This window comes from Citrobacter sp. RHBSTW-00887 (assembly GCF_013728095.1).
GTDB classification, from domain to species: Bacteria; Pseudomonadota; Gammaproteobacteria; order Enterobacterales; family Enterobacteriaceae; genus Citrobacter; species Citrobacter braakii.
Genome location: NZ_CP056267.1, coordinates 3196108 through 3211740, shown reverse-complemented (window position 1 = coordinate 3211740; position 15633 = coordinate 3196108). Strand labels below are relative to the sequence as shown.

15 protein-coding genes are annotated in these 15633 nt (G+C 50.9%); 5 read left to right on the top strand and 10 right to left on the bottom strand.

Features of this window, described 5'->3' with window-relative positions; genetic code table 11:
- Nucleotides 1–16 precede the first annotated feature (16 nt).
- A complete protein-coding gene (locus HV314_RS15435) occupies nucleotides 17–250 on the bottom strand; it encodes a hypothetical protein (RefSeq protein WP_029139493.1) in 234 nt (77 codons plus the stop codon).
- Nucleotides 251–403: 153 nt separating this feature from the next.
- Between HV314_RS15435 and HV314_RS27640 the strand changes: the two genes are divergently transcribed.
- Nucleotides 404–580 (top strand): YnfU family zinc-binding protein, encoded by a 177-nt coding sequence (locus HV314_RS27640; protein WP_213083733.1) that lies wholly within the window; start codon nucleotides 404–406, stop codon nucleotides 578–580.
- 502 nt (nucleotides 581–1082) lie between these two features.
- Here HV314_RS27640 and potB read toward each other — a convergent pair.
- Both potB and potA read right to left on the bottom strand, forming a co-directional pair.
- Entirely contained in the window at nucleotides 1083–1946 is an 864-nt protein-coding gene (potB, locus tag HV314_RS15430) for a spermidine/putrescine ABC transporter permease PotB (RefSeq protein ID WP_181546058.1), read from the bottom strand.
- Nucleotides 1930–3066: a spermidine/putrescine ABC transporter ATP-binding protein PotA gene (gene potA / locus HV314_RS15425; RefSeq protein ID WP_016152695.1), complete on the bottom strand. Its 1137-nt coding sequence runs from the start codon at nucleotides 3064–3066 to the stop codon at nucleotides 1930–1932. Before potA ends, potB begins: the two co-directional genes overlap by 17 nt.
- Nucleotides 3067–3316: 250 nt before the next feature.
- On the opposite strand from potA, the gene pepT reads away from it, so the two are divergent.
- Nucleotides 3317–4543 carry a peptidase T gene (gene pepT / locus HV314_RS15420; protein WP_016152696.1) on the top strand — a complete coding sequence of 409 codons (1227 nt, stop codon included), beginning with the start codon at nucleotides 3317–3319 and terminating at the stop codon, nucleotides 4541–4543.
- 104 nt (nucleotides 4544–4647) lie between these two features.
- On the opposite strand, the gene roxA is transcribed toward pepT, so the two are convergent.
- From roxA to znuC, 5 genes are all read right to left on the bottom strand, one after another.
- Nucleotides 4648–5769 carry a [50S ribosomal protein L16]-arginine 3-hydroxylase gene (roxA, locus tag HV314_RS15415; protein ID WP_016152697.1) on the bottom strand — a complete coding sequence of 374 codons (1122 nt, stop codon included), beginning with the start codon at nucleotides 5767–5769 and terminating at the stop codon, nucleotides 4648–4650.
- 92 nt (nucleotides 5770–5861) lie between these two features.
- Entirely contained in the window at nucleotides 5862–7325 is a 1464-nt protein-coding gene (phoQ, locus tag HV314_RS15410) for a two-component system sensor histidine kinase PhoQ (RefSeq protein ID WP_016152698.1), read from the bottom strand.
- Nucleotides 7325–7996 carry a two-component system response regulator PhoP gene (gene phoP / locus HV314_RS15405; protein ID WP_003846709.1) on the bottom strand — a complete coding sequence of 224 codons (672 nt, stop codon included), beginning with the start codon at nucleotides 7994–7996 and terminating at the stop codon, nucleotides 7325–7327. The genes phoQ and phoP overlap by 1 nt, the downstream gene beginning before the upstream one ends.
- Before the next feature lie 153 nt (nucleotides 7997–8149).
- A complete protein-coding gene (gene znuB / locus HV314_RS15400) occupies nucleotides 8150–8935 on the bottom strand; it encodes a zinc ABC transporter permease subunit ZnuB (RefSeq protein ID WP_016152760.1) in 786 nt (261 codons plus the stop codon).
- Nucleotides 8932–9687: a zinc ABC transporter ATP-binding protein ZnuC gene (znuC, locus tag HV314_RS15395; protein WP_016152761.1), complete on the bottom strand. Its 756-nt coding sequence runs from the start codon at nucleotides 9685–9687 to the stop codon at nucleotides 8932–8934. Before znuC ends, znuB begins: the two co-directional genes overlap by 4 nt.
- A 78-nt stretch (nucleotides 9688–9765) precedes the next feature.
- Between znuC and znuA the strand changes: the two genes are divergently transcribed.
- From znuA to lpxM, 3 genes are all read left to right on the top strand, one after another.
- Complete coding sequence (gene znuA / locus HV314_RS15390) at nucleotides 9766–10710, top strand: zinc ABC transporter substrate-binding protein ZnuA (RefSeq protein ID WP_019076521.1); 945 nt, start codon at nucleotides 9766–9768, stop codon at nucleotides 10708–10710.
- A 15-nt stretch (nucleotides 10711–10725) separates the two neighbouring features.
- Entirely contained in the window at nucleotides 10726–12045 is a 1320-nt protein-coding gene (gene mepM / locus HV314_RS15385) for a murein DD-endopeptidase MepM (RefSeq protein ID WP_016152763.1), read from the top strand.
- A gap of 119 nt (nucleotides 12046–12164) precedes the next feature.
- Entirely contained in the window at nucleotides 12165–13136 is a 972-nt protein-coding gene (lpxM, locus tag HV314_RS15380) for a lauroyl-Kdo(2)-lipid IV(A) myristoyltransferase (protein ID WP_181546056.1), read from the top strand.
- Between the two features lie 45 nt (nucleotides 13137–13181).
- Here lpxM and pyk read toward each other — a convergent pair whose 3' ends face one another.
- Nucleotides 13182–14624 (bottom strand): pyruvate kinase, encoded by a 1443-nt coding sequence (gene pyk / locus HV314_RS15375; RefSeq protein ID WP_046276423.1) that lies wholly within the window; start codon nucleotides 14622–14624, stop codon nucleotides 13182–13184.
- A 118-nt stretch (nucleotides 14625–14742) separates the two neighbouring features.
- A complete protein-coding gene (locus tag HV314_RS15370) occupies nucleotides 14743–15612 on the bottom strand; it encodes a MurR/RpiR family transcriptional regulator (protein ID WP_019076523.1) in 870 nt (289 codons plus the stop codon).
- Nucleotides 15613–15633 lie beyond the last annotated feature (21 nt).

Genomic DNA, 15633 nt, shown 5'->3' with positions numbered 1-15633 from the left:
TGAGTCCGGACGCGCATTAACGTCTGCCGTTAATGCGCTGATTATCCCTGAGAACCTCAATCGCTGTCTGCATGGCGATTTTGTCATCTCGTTTTTTTTGCTTGTCCTGCATGACCTGAAGGTATTCCAGCAAAGTTCGGGTATTAATAGGTCGGCCCTGTTTGCCGACTGCCAGCACGGCTTCGCCAAGAATAATTTTCACTGGTGGCAACTGGGCCGGGTACCAGTCAAGGGTGTCTTCTGATTTCATGATAAATTTCTCACGGAAGGGTATTATATCATAAATCAGACGTTTAATTTTCAATATCTGATATCCTGATTTAATCATAAATTAACATAACTTAAGCCAGTTATTTTTATATTAAGGCGTATAATAATTACTGTGTTCCTCAGAGAATTATTTATGTCTTATACAAAAGGACTCAGGCACTTTAAAGAAAGACCGGTGCATGTTGCCTGCCCGGTATGCGCATACAGAGCCGATCAGAAAGCAGGTAAACTAAGAAAAGATGCGGTTCTGGAGTGCCCTGCCTGCGGGCTGTTGTTCAGACCATCAGAATGCTGGTGTATCGGCGGCTGATCGGCTTCTGCCACCTAACGTGAGTGATGTTGGGAAATGACAATATTGCTCCTGTACTGCAGTTTGAGAGGATATGATGATGAAATCTAAAAAATCTATTTTTATTGAAGGACATATCCTTTCGAACAGCTGTCATGGGCAGGTTGGTCAATCTTTCTGTATCCACAGGGCCAGGTTTAATAATGGTAAATATGCGATTATCCGGGAAGCATCCGGAATATGTTTCAAGCCTGGCGAAATTATTCAACGAAACGATTGCGAGTGGTTTTATAACCTTACCAAAATTCGCCTTCTCTCATTTGAGTACCTTGAAGATGATGAATCCAGAAGACAATTTCTTGAATATCGATAATAAATTCATGCGTATCATGACGGCATATTTTTGCGCGTTTACAATTCCTTTCTGATTTTACAAATCTTATCCCCGTTCGTGACCTGGCATGCAGTTTACTTGAGGGTAAACTGCATGCCATGATTATTTTAACTTTTTAGGTAATATCGGTTAACTATCAATGTCGCTAACCTTCTTGTTCAGCAAGCGGGAGGCGCGCCAGTAGATCAGCAGCATCAGACCCATGACGATGGTCAGCGTAATGCTGGTGGCTGCACCGAACGGCCAGTCGCGGATGTTCAGGAACTGAACTTTAATCACGTTGCCAATCAGCAGGTTTTTCGCCCCGCCCATTAAATCGGAAACGTAAAACAGCCCCATTGCGGGCAGCATAACCAGCAGGCATCCGGCGATAATTCCCGGCATCGTTAACGGAATAATGATGCGGGTGAAGGTCTGAAGTTTACTGGCGCCCAAATCGCGCGCGGCTTCCAGTAGCGGTTTATCGAGTTTTTCAATGCTGGAATAGAGCGGCATCACCATAAACGGCAGCAGGATGTACACCAGGCCGATAATCACCGCGCTGGGGGTAAACATGATGCGAATGGGGGTATCGATAACGCCGAGCCACAACAGAAATTCATTGAGGTAGCCCTTGGTGCTGAGGAATATTTTGAGTCCGTAGATGCGAATAAGCGAGTTGGTCCAGAACGGAACAATCAGCAGGAACAGCAGCAATGGACGCACTTTTTCCGGCAGTTTTACCAAAAACCAGGCAAACGGATAGCCGAGCACCAGACAGGCGAGCGTGGCAATCAGCGCCATATTGAGGGAGTGAATCAGTACCTCAAAATAGAGCGGATCGAGCAGGCGTGTATAGTTTTCCAGCGTAAAGACCATTTTGACGAAATTGGCGTCGTCGCGGGTCAAAAAGCTGGTGCCGATGATCATCAGGTTGGGCAGAAAGACAAATAACACAAGCCAACCGACAATGGTGACGATCACCACACTCTGGAATTTACTTGTGTTCTTCATCAGCCAGTACGACCTCCCAGCTTTCTACCCAGTTAATCGCCATTTTCTGGTCGAGAGAGTGGTCAAAGTCAGGATCGTCTTCGTTGAAGAATTCACTGACCATCACCATCTTGCCATTTTCCAGTTCCACAACCGACTCCAGCGTCATGCCCTTGTAGTTGCGTTCACGCACGTAGCCGATCAGGCCTTCGATATGATTGTCGTCGTTGATTTCATCAACGCGCAGATCTTCAGGGCGTAACAGGACGTGCAGCTTCTGCCCGGGAATCACCGCGAAGTTGACATAAATATTGCACTCACGACCTTCAACGTTAGCACGAACGCGCTGTTCGTCCAGACGTTCTATCACCGTCGCGTTAAACATATTGATCTCACCGATAAACCCAGCGACGAACAGGTTTTTCGGCTCTTCGTAGATTTCGCGCGGCGTACCGTCCTGCTCAATCTTGCCATCGCGCATCACCACGATACGGTCTGACATGGTCAGCGCCTCTTCCTGATCGTGAGTGACAAAGACAAAGGTGATACCAAGCTTACGTTGCAGCGCTTTCAGTTCGTTCTGCATCTGCTTGCGTAGTTTGTAGTCCAGCGCAGAGAGAGATTCGTCTAACAGAAGTAAACGGGGTTTATTGACCACCGCTCGGGCAATCGCGACGCGCTGCTGCTGTCCACCGGAGAGTTGATGCGGTTTTCGCTGGGCGAACTCTTCCAGCTGCACCATGCGCAGAGCTTCGGTAACGCGGGGAGGAATGTCGGCTGCGGGCGTTTTTTGCATGCGTAAGCCAAAGGCCACATTCTCAAAAACGGTCATGTGGGGAAATAACGCATAGCTTTGGAAGACGGTGTTCACGTAGCGGTTTTCCGCAGGAACGTGAGTGATGTCCTGGTTGTCCAACATGATATGACCGGAATCAACCGTTTCCAGACCGGCAATCAGGCGAAGAACGGTTGTTTTACCGCAGCCAGAGGGGCCAAGCAGCGTGAGAAACTCGCCATTATTGATGGTCAAATCCAGGCTGGAAATCACCTCTTTGCCATCGAAACTTTTGCGAATTCCCGCTAATTGCACCAGTGGAGAAAGCGAACGCGGTTGTTTATTCAATTTTTTACTCTGTCCCATGTAAACGCAACGGATGGCTGACCGCTGCGGGGTTCGTGGTTAACCACCTTGATGACTCTTAATGAGGGCCGTTATTCTACGGCAAACCATGGTAATCGCCAATCCTTGTTGCGAATTACTGACTTAGCCCTATAGTCAGAGGGGATGTCAGGGCGAAATATTCTCACTTGCGGGGATAAAAGTGACCTGACGCAATATTTGTCTTTTGTTGCTTATTGATAATGTTGTCACAAAAAGTGAGGGTGACTGCATGGATAAACTACTTGAGCGTTTTTTACACTACGTGTCGCTGGACACCCAATCAAAATCGGGCGTGCGGCAGGTACCCAGCACCGAAGGACAGTGGAAATTATTACAACTGCTCAAACAACAGCTCGAAGAGATGGGGCTGGTTAACATTTCACTGAGCGAAAAGGGGACGCTGATGGCCACGTTGCCCGCTAACGTTGCTGGCAATATTCCCGCGATCGGCTTTATTTCCCATGTGGATACCTCACCGGATTTCAGCGGTAAAAACGTTAATCCGCAAATCGTTGAAAACTATCGCGGCGGCGATATTGCGTTAGGCATTGGTGATGAAGTTCTGTCGCCGGTGATGTTCCCGGTGCTGCATCAACTTCTGGGCCAGACGCTGATCACCACAGATGGTAAAACGCTGCTGGGCGCGGATGATAAAGCTGGCGTGGCGGAAATCATGACTGCGCTGGCGGTGCTCATCCAAAAAGATATTCCGCACGGTGATATCCGCGTGGCCTTTACGCCGGACGAAGAGGTAGGTAAAGGGGCGAAGCATTTTGACGTTGCGGCATTTGATGCGCAGTGGGCCTATACCGTTGACGGCGGTGGCGTGGGAGAGCTGGAATTTGAAAACTTCAACGCCGCGTCGGTTAATATCAAAATTGTCGGCAACAATGTCCATCCCGGTACCGCAAAAGGGGTGATGGTGAATGCGCTGTCGCTGGCTGCTCGTATTCATGCTGAGGTTCCGGCAGACGAAAGCCCGGAAACGACGGAAGGCTACGAAGGCTTTTATCATCTGGCGAGCATGAAAGGGACGGTCGATCGGGCGGATATGCACTACATCATCCGTGATTTTGACCGCAAGCAGTTTGAAGCGCGCAAACGCAAGATCATGGAGATCGCCAAAAAGGTCGGCAAAGGGTTACACCCGGATTGCTATATCGAACTGGTGATTGAAGACAGCTACTACAATATGCGCGAAAAAGTGATTGAGCATCCGCATGTGCTGGATATCGCCCAGAAGGCGATGCGCGATTGCGATATTGAGCCGGTGCTGAAACCTATTCGTGGCGGCACCGACGGCGCGCAGCTGTCGTTTATGGGATTACCGTGTCCGAATCTGTTCACCGGAGGCTACAACTATCATGGTAAACATGAGTTTGTAACCCTGGAAGGAATGGAAAAAGCGGTGCGGGTGATTGTACGTATTGCGGAGTTAACCGCAAAGCAGCAGTAAATTTACCGATAGATGCCGGATAGCGCTTTGCTTATCCGGCCTACAGTATTTCACTCCAGAAGGCCTGATAGGACGCGCTAGCGTCGCATCAGGCAACGTTCGTATTATCCTTCGAAGAACCAGTATCCGCTGTTAACCAGTGCGGCAAGCATGGCAAGGAAAGACGGATCTTCCAGCGCATCTTCAAAGTTCTCGGCCGTCAGAACAATATGGCTGGCAAGCGCTTCCAGGGCAGGGCGATGCGGTGAATCAATTTTCTCACCGTTGGCGTAGACGTCATCGCCGATGCGCAATACGCGCAATCCGCCCAGACGCACTAACACATCCCCTTGCTTCAGGGCATCGTAAATTTCGTCTGGCTGATACGGCGGCTCCGGTGGAGCAATATCCAGCTCATGACGAGACTGAGATATAAACTCGCCAAACCACTGCTGGAAATGTTCCGGCTGATTAATCAGTCCAAGCATCATTTCACGGAGCTTGTCCATTTCCTGCGGCAGAACGTCAGCCGGATGATCGCGCGGCGGCAGGTCAGGATCGCTGTAATACGTGCTGCCCAGCTCACGTTGCAAAACGTAATCGGCGAAGCCGCTGATCAGCTCGCGAGTATTCGGCGCGCGGAAACCGACCGAATAGTTCATGGCGTTTTCCAGCGCATAGCCTTCGTGCGGGAATCCTGGTGGGATGTACAGGATATCGCCGGGTTCCAGCTCTTCATCGATGATGGCTTCAAACGGGGCGACCTGCAGCAGGTCCGGGTGAGGGCAGTGCTGCTTCAACTGCAGTTTTTCGCCCACGCGCCAGCGACGTCGCCCGGTTCCCTGAATGATAAACACATCGTACTGATCAAGATGTGGGCCAACGCCGCCGCCGGGGACAGAGAAGGAGATCATCAGATCGTCAATCCGCCAGTCCGGCAGTTCGCGAAACGGGCGCATCAGCGCGGCGGTTGGCTCATGCCAGTGATTGACCGCCTGTACCAGCAGCGACCAGTTGTTCTCGCCGAGATGATCATAGCTTTCGAACGGACCGTGGCTAACCTGCCATTTACCGTCCTGGTGGCTGACGAGTCGGCTGTCGACTTCGCTTTCCATTGCCAGTCCAGCCAGTTCGTCAGGAGAGAGTGGATCAATAAAGTTGTTAAACCCGCGTTTTAAGACCACCGGGCGTTTCTGCCAGTGGCGTTCAAGAAAATCGGGCCAGTTAAGTGTGAGTTGGTATTCCATAATGAGCATCCCGCAGGCTGGTATCTGCAACCGATTATAACGGATACTTAACCGCAAGCGGGAAATCAGTACATATTTATTACATGCGGCGATTACTCGTCTATCTGCCCCGGCTGCTGGCGGCCAAAAATAACTTCCATGCGCGCGCCACCCAGCAGGCTATCGCCTGCAATAATCTGCCCGTCATACTGTTCGGTGATTTCTCGCGCCACCGCCAGTCCAACGCCTTGCCCTGGTCGTAGCGTATCGACACGCTGTCCACGGTCAAACACCACTTCCCGTTTGCTTTGCGGAATACCAGGACCATCATCTTCAACCAGAATGTGTAGCTGATCCTCGGACAAATGCGCTGAAATCTCGACAAACTCCAGACAATATTTACATGCGTTATCCAGCACGTTGCCCATTACTTCGACAAAATCGTTCTGTTCGCCCACAAAACTGATTTCGGGTGAGATATCGAGATTTATGTTCACGCCTTTACGCTGATACACCTTATTTAGCGCCGAGGTGAGTTTATCCAGCAACGGCGCGACTGGATGCAGTTCGCGGCTAAGCAGCACGCTGCTGCCACGCATGCTGGCGCGATGCAGGTAATAGCCAATCTGCTGGGAAATACGGCTGATTTGTTCCAGCATGATGGGTTCCGCGTCGCTTACGTTCATTTTTTCATTACGCATCGAGCGGAGCGTACTCTGTAATACCGCCAGCGGTGTTTTCAGGCTGTGGGTGAGGTCTGTTAACGTCGTACGGTATTTGTCGTAGCGCTCGCGTTCGCTTTTTAAAAGTCGATTAAGATTGCGGACCAGGCTGGTCAGTTCGCGCGTGGTGGCGGGGTTTAACATCTCTCGATGATGTTCCTCAAGCTCACGGACTTCACGCGCCAGCGATTCGATAGGCCGCAGACTCCACCAGGCGGCTACCCATAACAGCGGAATGACCAGCAACAGATTGGCGACAAGCACATAAATAAACCAACTCCAGACCATATACGAGCGCTTTAGCTCAATAGGAATGGTATCGACAACCACTATGGTCAACTGTGGCATTCTGGCAGTGGCGGGGTAGACGTTCACGGCGACCGAGTGGGTCATTTCGGCATCGTCGTCATCTTCTCTGACTTCTTTTAGCTGCTGCTGAGCGGAGTGATCTTCGCCCAGTAAGGTGCTGGTGGCATCTACATTGGCTTCAATCTCATGAAAACCGTTCGCTTTTAGCCATTCCGGTTGGATACTGTGCGTCAGCCAGGGAACATTGCGCTGCGCCCACAACAACTCACCGTCTTCGTTATAGATCAGCGACATTGTTGGGCTTTGCATATCGAGATTCTCAGGCAGCTCGACGTTTATCTTACCGTTCTCCCATTTTGCCAGGGTATAGAACAGGTTACTTTCACCCCGCAGCAGGCGGAACGTTGTTTTATCAAAGCTGACGCTGTAGCCCACCAGGGCAACCATGCCGTAGGCCAGCGAAAGCACCAATACCACGCCCGCGGTTGCCAGTAAAAAGCGCAACCGCAGTGATAACGGGAAAAAATGACGCAATAATTTATTCATTAGCGCAGTTCAAAAAGATATCCCTGGCCACGCACGGTGGTGATAACATCATCCGGGTATTGCGCCTGTATTTTTTTACGCAGACGCCCCATCAGAACATCAATGGTGTGGCTTTCACGCAGCTCGGCATCCGGGTAAAGCTGTAACATGAGCGAATCTTTACTGACCACTTTGCCGTTATTACGGATAAGTGTTTCCATAATGGTGTATTCGAACGCCGTGAGCTTGATAACTTCATCATTGACGGATAACTCGCGCCGAGAGAGGTCCACCTGGAAAGGAGGAAGAGAGATAATCTGCGATGCCAGACCGCTGTTGCGACGCATCAGTGCCTGCATGCGTGCAGCCACCTCTTCGATATGAAACGGTTTGGTGACGTAATCGTCGGCTCCGGCGCTGAGTACTTCCACCTTGTCTTGCCAGCCTTCACGCGCGGTTAACACCAGAATCGGCAACGAAACCTCATTGCTGCGCCAACGGCGGATCAATGACAAACCGTCTTCATCGGGGAGTCCTAAATCAACGATCGCGATATCCGGCAGATGTTCATTCAGATAATAGTCCGCTTCCTTCGCATCTTCTGCATCATCCACCTGATGCCCTAAATCCTGTAACTGAACCTTGAGGTGGTGGCGTAATAAAGCATTATCCTCGACAACCAGTACGCGCATCATCGTTTCTCCCTAAAATAACGGTATAAATAGTTTAACGCTGATTATGTGGCTGTGGGGATAAACATTTAATAAACCGCGGGAAGGGAAGCATTTCGCTCATGAAATAAAAAGCCGGATAAGGCAATAGCCTCCATCCGGCTAAAATACGCATTAGCTCGCCTGTTTTTTCATCATGCTGAAGATAAACAGCAGCGCGGCACACAGCACCACGGAAGGACCTGCCGGGGTGTCATAGAAGGCCGAGAAGGTCAGCCCGCCTGTAACCGCTATCATTCCCACACCAACGGCAACCCCTGCCATCTGTTCTGGCGTACGGGCAAAGCGACGGGCGGTTGCCGCAGGGATAATAAGCAGTGAGGTGATAATTAATGCCCCGACAAATTTCATCGCCACGCCAATAGTTAATGCTGTGACCAGCATCAGCAGAAGCTTAACGCGTTGCAGTTTCACGCCATCCACAAATGCCAGATCCGGACTGATGGTCATCGACAGCAGGTTGCGCCACTGCCAGAACAAAATCGCCAGAACGATAACCACCCCAATGGCGATGGAGATAAGATCTTCTGGCGTCACGGCGAGCAAATCACCAAACAGATAGGCCATCAGATCTACACGGATGTTGGACATCAGGCTGACGACAACCAGCCCTAATGACAGTGCACTGTGGGCCATAATGCCCAATAAAGTATCGATCGCGAGGTGTGGGCGTTTTTCCAGCCATACCAGACCGCCTGCCAGCAACAAAGTGACGACGATGACCGCATAGAAAGGGTTTACATCCAGCAGCAGGCCAAAGGCGACCCCCAGTAGCGAAGCGTGGGCCAGCGTATCACCGAAATAAGACATTCGACGCCAGACCACAAACGAGCCGAGCGGGCCAGCAGCACAGGCCAGCATGATCCCGGCTAACCAACCGGGTAATAACAATTCAATCATGAGTGACCATTTCCCCGGCGTAAGACGATACGACCCTGTAAATCGTGGCGGTGATTATGATTATGACGGTAAATTCCGAGTTGTTCGGCACCGCGTTGTCCGAACATTGAGATGAATTCCGGGTGCATGGAAACCACTTCCGGCGCACCAGAACAACAAATATGATGGTTCAGGCACAGTACCTCATCGGTTTTTGCCATCACCAGATGCAGGTCATGAGAAACCATCAGTACGGCGCAATCCAGTTCACGTCGCAACTGGTCGATAAGATCGTACAGTGCGACCTGCCCATTGACATCCACGCCCTGGGTTGGCTCATCAAGCACCAGTAGCTGAGGTTTATTCAATAAAGCACGGGCCAACAGGACGCGTTGTGTCTCCCCGCCAGAGAGTTTTTGCATCGGCGCATTCATCAGATGTCCGGCCTGAACACGCTTCAGTGCCGGAAGGATATCTTCTTTTTTGGTGCCGGGACGCAGGCGCATAAACCGACTTACCGTCAGCGGAAGCGTCGTATCGAGGTACAGTTTTTGCGGCACATAGCCAATCCGCAATCGACCATTACGCTTGATAACTCCCTCATCAGCCTCTACCAGCCCTAATACAACGCGCACCAGCGTAGATTTCCCGGCACCATTTGGGCCGAGAAGCGTCAATATTTTACCGGGTCGAAGTTCAAGCGATACGTCAGAGAGGACGCGGCGTTGACCATAAGAGACCGAGACATTTTCCAGTGAAACCAAAGTCGTCATATCAATTTTAGTCTTGCAGAAGTTATAGAATGTTATAATATCACAATTCTCACATTCATTACGATGATTGGTCGCATTATGTTACATAAAAATACGCTTCTTTTCGCAGCATTATCCGCTGCTCTTTGGGGTAGTGCAACACAGTCGGCAAATGCCGCTGTCGTGGCTTCTCTTAAGCCACTGGGGTTTATCGCTTCAGCCATTGCTGACGGGGTTACTGACACCCAGGTTCTGCTGCCTGACGGGGCTTCCGAACACGATTACTCATTGCGTCCTTCAGACGTAAAACGCTTACAGGGCGCGGACTTAGTCGTTTGGATTGGACCTGAGATGGAAGCGTTTATGGAAAAATCAGTCAAGAATATTCCTAATGCAAAACAGGTAACGATTGCGCAGCTCAATGACGTGAAACCGTTACTCATGAAAGGTGCTGACGACGATGATGACGATCATGGACATAATGATGCCGGCAGTGAAAAAAGTGACGAGCATCACCATCACGGCGATTACAACATGCATCTTTGGCTTTCCCCAGAGATAGCACGGGCCTCAGCGGTTGCAATCCATGAAAAATTAGTGGAACTTATGCCGCAAAGTCGAGCCAAACTTGACGCCAACCTGAAGGATTTTGAGGCACAATTAGCCGCAACCGATAAGCAGGTAGGTAACGAGCTCGCGCCGCTCAAGGGAAAAGGTTACTTCGTTTTTCATGACGCCTATGGCTACTACGAAAAACACTACGGACTAACACCGCTTGGTCACTTTACCGTGAACCCTGAGATTCAACCTGGTGCGCAGCGTTTACATGAAATAAGAACACAGTTGGTTGAGCAAAAAGCAACCTGCGTTTTTGCTGAGCCACAGTTCAGGCCAGCGGTCGTTGAAGCCGTCGCGAGAGGGACATCCGTTCGAATGGGAACGTTGGATCCGCTCGGAACGAATATCAAACTGGGTAAAACAAGCTATTCAGCGTTTTTGAACCAATTAGCCAACCAGTATGCGAGCTGCCTGAAAGGAGATTAATGAGGAAGTGATTACGTGCAACAGATAGCCCGCTCTGTCGCTCTGGCATTTAATAATCTGCCGCGGCCCCATCGCGTTATGCTGGGGTCGCTTACCGTACTGACATTGGCCGTCGCTGTCTGGCGGCCCTATGTTTACCATCCTGATTCTGCACCCATCGTCAAAACTATCGAGCTGGAAAAAAGCGAGATTCGCTCACTATTGCCTGAGGCCAGCGAACCTATCGATCAGGCCGCTCAGGAAGACGAAGCCATCCCACAGGATGAACTGGATGACAAAACGTCTGGTGAAGCCGGCGTGCATGAGTATGTCGTCTCCACGGGCGATACGCTGAGCAGTATTCTGAATCAGTACGGCATTGATATGGGTGACATCAGCCAACTCGCGGCTTCCGACAAACAACTGCGTAACCTGAAAATTGGTCAGCAACTTTCCTGGACGTTAGGCGCGGAAGGTGATTTGCAGCGCCTGACCTGGGAAGTCTCCCGTCGTGAAACCCGTACTTACGATCGCACCGCGACGGGTTTCAAAATGAGCAGCGAAATGCAGCAGGGCGATTGGGTTAACAGCCGAATCAAAGGCACCGTGGGCGGAAGTTTTGTCGCCAGTGCCAAAGATGCCGGACTGACCAGCTCTGAAATCAGCGCAGTGATTAAGGCCATGCAGTGGCAGATGGATTTCCGTAAACTGAAAAAAGGTGATGAGTTCTCGGTACTGATGTCTCGTGAAATGTTGGACGGTAAGCGTGAGCAGAGCCAACTGTTGGGCGTACGCTTGCGTTCTGAAGGTAAAGATTATTACGCAATCCGTGCTGAAGACGGTAAGTTCTATGACCGCAACGGTACCGGACTGGCGAAAGGCTTTATGCGTTTCCCGACGGCTAAGCAGTTCCGCATCTCTTCCAACTTTAACCCGCGTCGTCTGAACCCGGTGACCGGACGCGTTGCGCCGCACAAAGGTGTCGACTTTGCGATGCCGCAGGGGACGCCGGTGCTGTCGGTGGGTGATGGCGAAGTGGTTGTAGCGAAGCGCAGCGGCGCAGCCGGATACTATGTTGCGGTTCGTCATGGTCGCACCTATACCACGCGTTATATGCACCTGCGTAAGTTGTTGGTCAAACCAGGACAAAAAGTGAAACGTGGCGATCGTATCGCGCTGTCTGGCAATACCGGGCGTTCAACGGGTCCGCATCTGCACTACGAAGTCTGGATCAACCAGCAGGCAGTGAATCCTCTGACGGCGAAACTGCCGCGCACAGAAGGTCTGACCGGCTCGGATCGTACCGATTACCTGGCACAGGTGAAAGAGGTTGTTCCTCAGTTGCGTTTCGATTAATTAACACGCTGACAGAGCCGGTACGCTATGCGTGCCGGCTTTTTTATTTTGTACGGCGCATCGCGCGCCGCTACACTATCAGCAGATCTACTTTTCGCCGTACCAGACACTGGAAGAGCATGGAAACGAAAAAAAAGAATATTGAATATATCCCCGAGTTTCACAAATCATTTCGCCATCCGCGCTACTGGGGGGCGTGGCTGGGCGTGGCGGCGATAGCAGGTATTTCGTTAACGCCGGCATCATTTCGCGATCCAATTCTGGCAAAGCTCGGAAGAATGGCTGGGCGGCTGGGAAAAAGCTCGCGTCGCAGAGCACTGATCAATTTATCCCTCTGCTTTCCTGAGCGCAGCGAAGCTGAGCGTGAAGCTATTGTCGATGAGATGTTTGCGACTGCACCTCAGGCGATGGTCATGATGTCGGAACTCGCCATTCGCGGCCCGGAAAAAATTCAGCATCGGGTCGACTGGCTGGGTCTGGAAATCATCGAAGAGATGCGTCGCAACGATGAAAAAGTGATTTTTCTGGTTCCTCATGGTTGGGGTGTAGATATCCCAGCGATGCTGATGGCTTCCCAGGGACAGAAAATGGCTGCGATGTTCCACAATCAGGGAAATCCGGTATTCGATTATGTCTGGAACACGGTACGCCGTCGTTTCGGTGGTCGTTTGCATGCGCGTAATGATGGCATCAAACCGTTTATTCAGTCTGTACGTCAGGGATATTGGGGATACTACCTGCCGGATCAGGACCATGGCGCTGAGCACAGCGAGTTTGTGGATTTTTTTGCTACCTATAAAGCCACGTTACCGGCAATTGGCCGTCTGATGAAGGTGTGTCACGCCCGTGTGGTGCCGCTGTTCCCGGTATACAATGGGAAAACGCATCGCTTAACGATTCAGGTTCGTCCTCCGATGGATGACATCCTGACGGCGGATGACCACACCATTGCCAGACGAATGAACGAAGAAGTGGAAATCTTTGTGGCGCCGCATCTCGAGCAATACACCTGGATTCTAAAACTGCTTAAGACGCGTAAACCTGGTGAAATTGAGCCTTATAAGCGTAAAGATCTTTATCCGAAGAAATAAAAAAAAGCCTCTCAAACGAGAGGCTTTTTTACATCAAACGGGGCGTTACTCGACGGTCAGAATACGCGTGGTATTCGTTGAGCCAATGGTGCTCATGACATCGCCTTGCGTCACAATGACCAGGTCGCCGGAAACCAGATAGCCTTTATCGCGCAGCAGATTCACTGCTTCATTGGCGGCAACGACGCCGTCAGTTTCGCTGTCAAAGTGAACTGGGGTGACGCCGCGATACAAGGAAGTAAGATTCAGCGTACGTTCATGACGAGACATCGCGAAAATCGGCAGACCAGAACTGATACGTGAAGTCATCAGCGCAGTACGACCGGATTCCGTCATTGTGATGATAGCGGTGACCCCTTTCAGGTGGTTAGCGGCATACATCGCTGACATGGCAATCGCTTCTTCAACGTTATCAAACTGCACGTCAAGGCGGTGTTTAGAAACATTGATGCTCGGGATCTTCTCAGCACCCAAACAGACGCGTGCCATAGCCGCGACGGTTTCAGCCGGGTACTGACCTGCTGCAGTTTCTGCAGAGAGCATAACGGCATCGGTACCGTCGAGGACGGCGTTAGCCACGTCCATCACTTCCGCACGGGTCGGCATTGGGTTGGTGATCATCGACTCCATCATCTGCGTGGCGGTAATGACCGCACGGTTCAGCTGACGTGCGCGGCGAATCAACGCTTTCTGAATACCTACCAGCTCAGGATCGCCAATTTCAACGCCCAGGTCGCCACGCGCCACCATCACCACGTCGGAGGCAAGGATGATGTCATCCATCGCATTCTGGTCGCAGACGGCTTCTGCACGTTCTACCTTGGCGACAATTTTCGCATCGCAGCCAGCGTCGCGCGCCAGACGGCGGGCATAGTTCAGATCTTCGCCGCAGCGCGGGAAGGAGACGGCCAGATAGTCAACGCTGATTTGCGCAGCGGTGACGATGTCGGCTTTGTCTTTTTCGGTCAGGGCTTCAGCAGAGAGACCGCCGCCCAGTTTGTTAATGCCCTTATTGTTGGACAGCGGGCCACCGACGGTAACTTCGGTGAAGACTTTCATGCCCTGAACTTCCAGCACTTTAAGCTGTACGCGACCGTCGTCGAGCAGCAGGATATCGCCCGGGACGACGTCAGCAGGCAGTCCTTTATAATCAATACCGACTTTTTCTTTGTCGCCTTCGCCTTTGCCGAGGTTGGCGTCTAACAGGAACTTGTCGCCAACGTTAAGAAATACTTTACCTTCTTTAAAGGTTGATACGCGGATTTTAGGTCCCTGCAGGTCACCCAAAATAGCTACATGACGTCCCAGTTTTGCGGCAATTTCACGGACTTTATCCGCCCGCAGTTTGTGATCTTCTGGAGAGCCGTGAGAAAAGTTCATACGTACGACGTTCGCACCCGCGGCGATAATCTTTTCAAGGTTATTATCGCGGTCAGTTGCCGGGCCTAACGTGGTAACGATTTTGGTTCTGCGAAGCCTTCTGGACATGTAATACTCCGTTGACTGAAACAACTTGGTGTTGCGTGAACATTAATCCGGTCGTTCTCAAATTTTAACGGTAAATGAACGACCCGGATGATAAAAGGGTAGAACATTGTTATTGCTTTTAGCGGTCATCACTCTTGATGAGTAATTCTTTATCAAAACGCGATTCCTTGAGCGCTTCCTTGACACGCTTCAAGTTATCTCTAAATTTTGCCCCACGGCGCAAAGTAAATCCTGTAGCCAGCACATCTATCACGGTCAGTTGAGCAAGTCGAGAGACCATGGGCATATAAATGTCAGTATCTTCCGGTACATCGAGAGTAATTGCCAGCGTTGCTTCACGCGCCAGTGGCGTGCCGGGAGAGGTGAGGGCGATAACCATGGCGTCATTTTCTCGCGCCAACTGCGCCAGTTCCACCAGACTTTTGGTTCTTCCGGTATGAGAAATAAGCACAATGACGTCATCGTCGCTACAATTCATGCAACTCATGCGTTGCAGAACAATATCGTCGGAATAGATTACCGGTACGTTAAACCGGAAAAATTTATTCATTGCGTCATGCGCCACTGCGGCAGAAGAACCGAGGCCAAAGAAGGCAATTTTTTTCGCCTGAGTTAATAAATCTACTGCCCGGTTTACCGCTGCGTTATCCAGAGACTGGCGGACGTGGTCGAGGCTTGCCATCGCTGACTCGAAGATTTTCCCCGTGTAAGATTCTACGCTGTCATCCTCATCCACATTGCGATTAACATATGGGGTGCCATTTGCCAGACTTTGCGCCAGATGCAGTTTAAAATCAGGGAAGCCGCGGGTATCCATGCTGCGACAGAAACGGTTCACCGTCGGTTCGCTGACATTGGCTTCCACAGCAAGTGTGGCGATGCTTGAATGGATTGCCCGCTCGGGAGAGGCAAGAATAATGTCGGCAACTTTACGCTCTGACTTGCTCAACTGTTCCAGTTTTAACTGGATTTTTTCCAGCATATTCATGATGTAGGTAGACTCATGGGT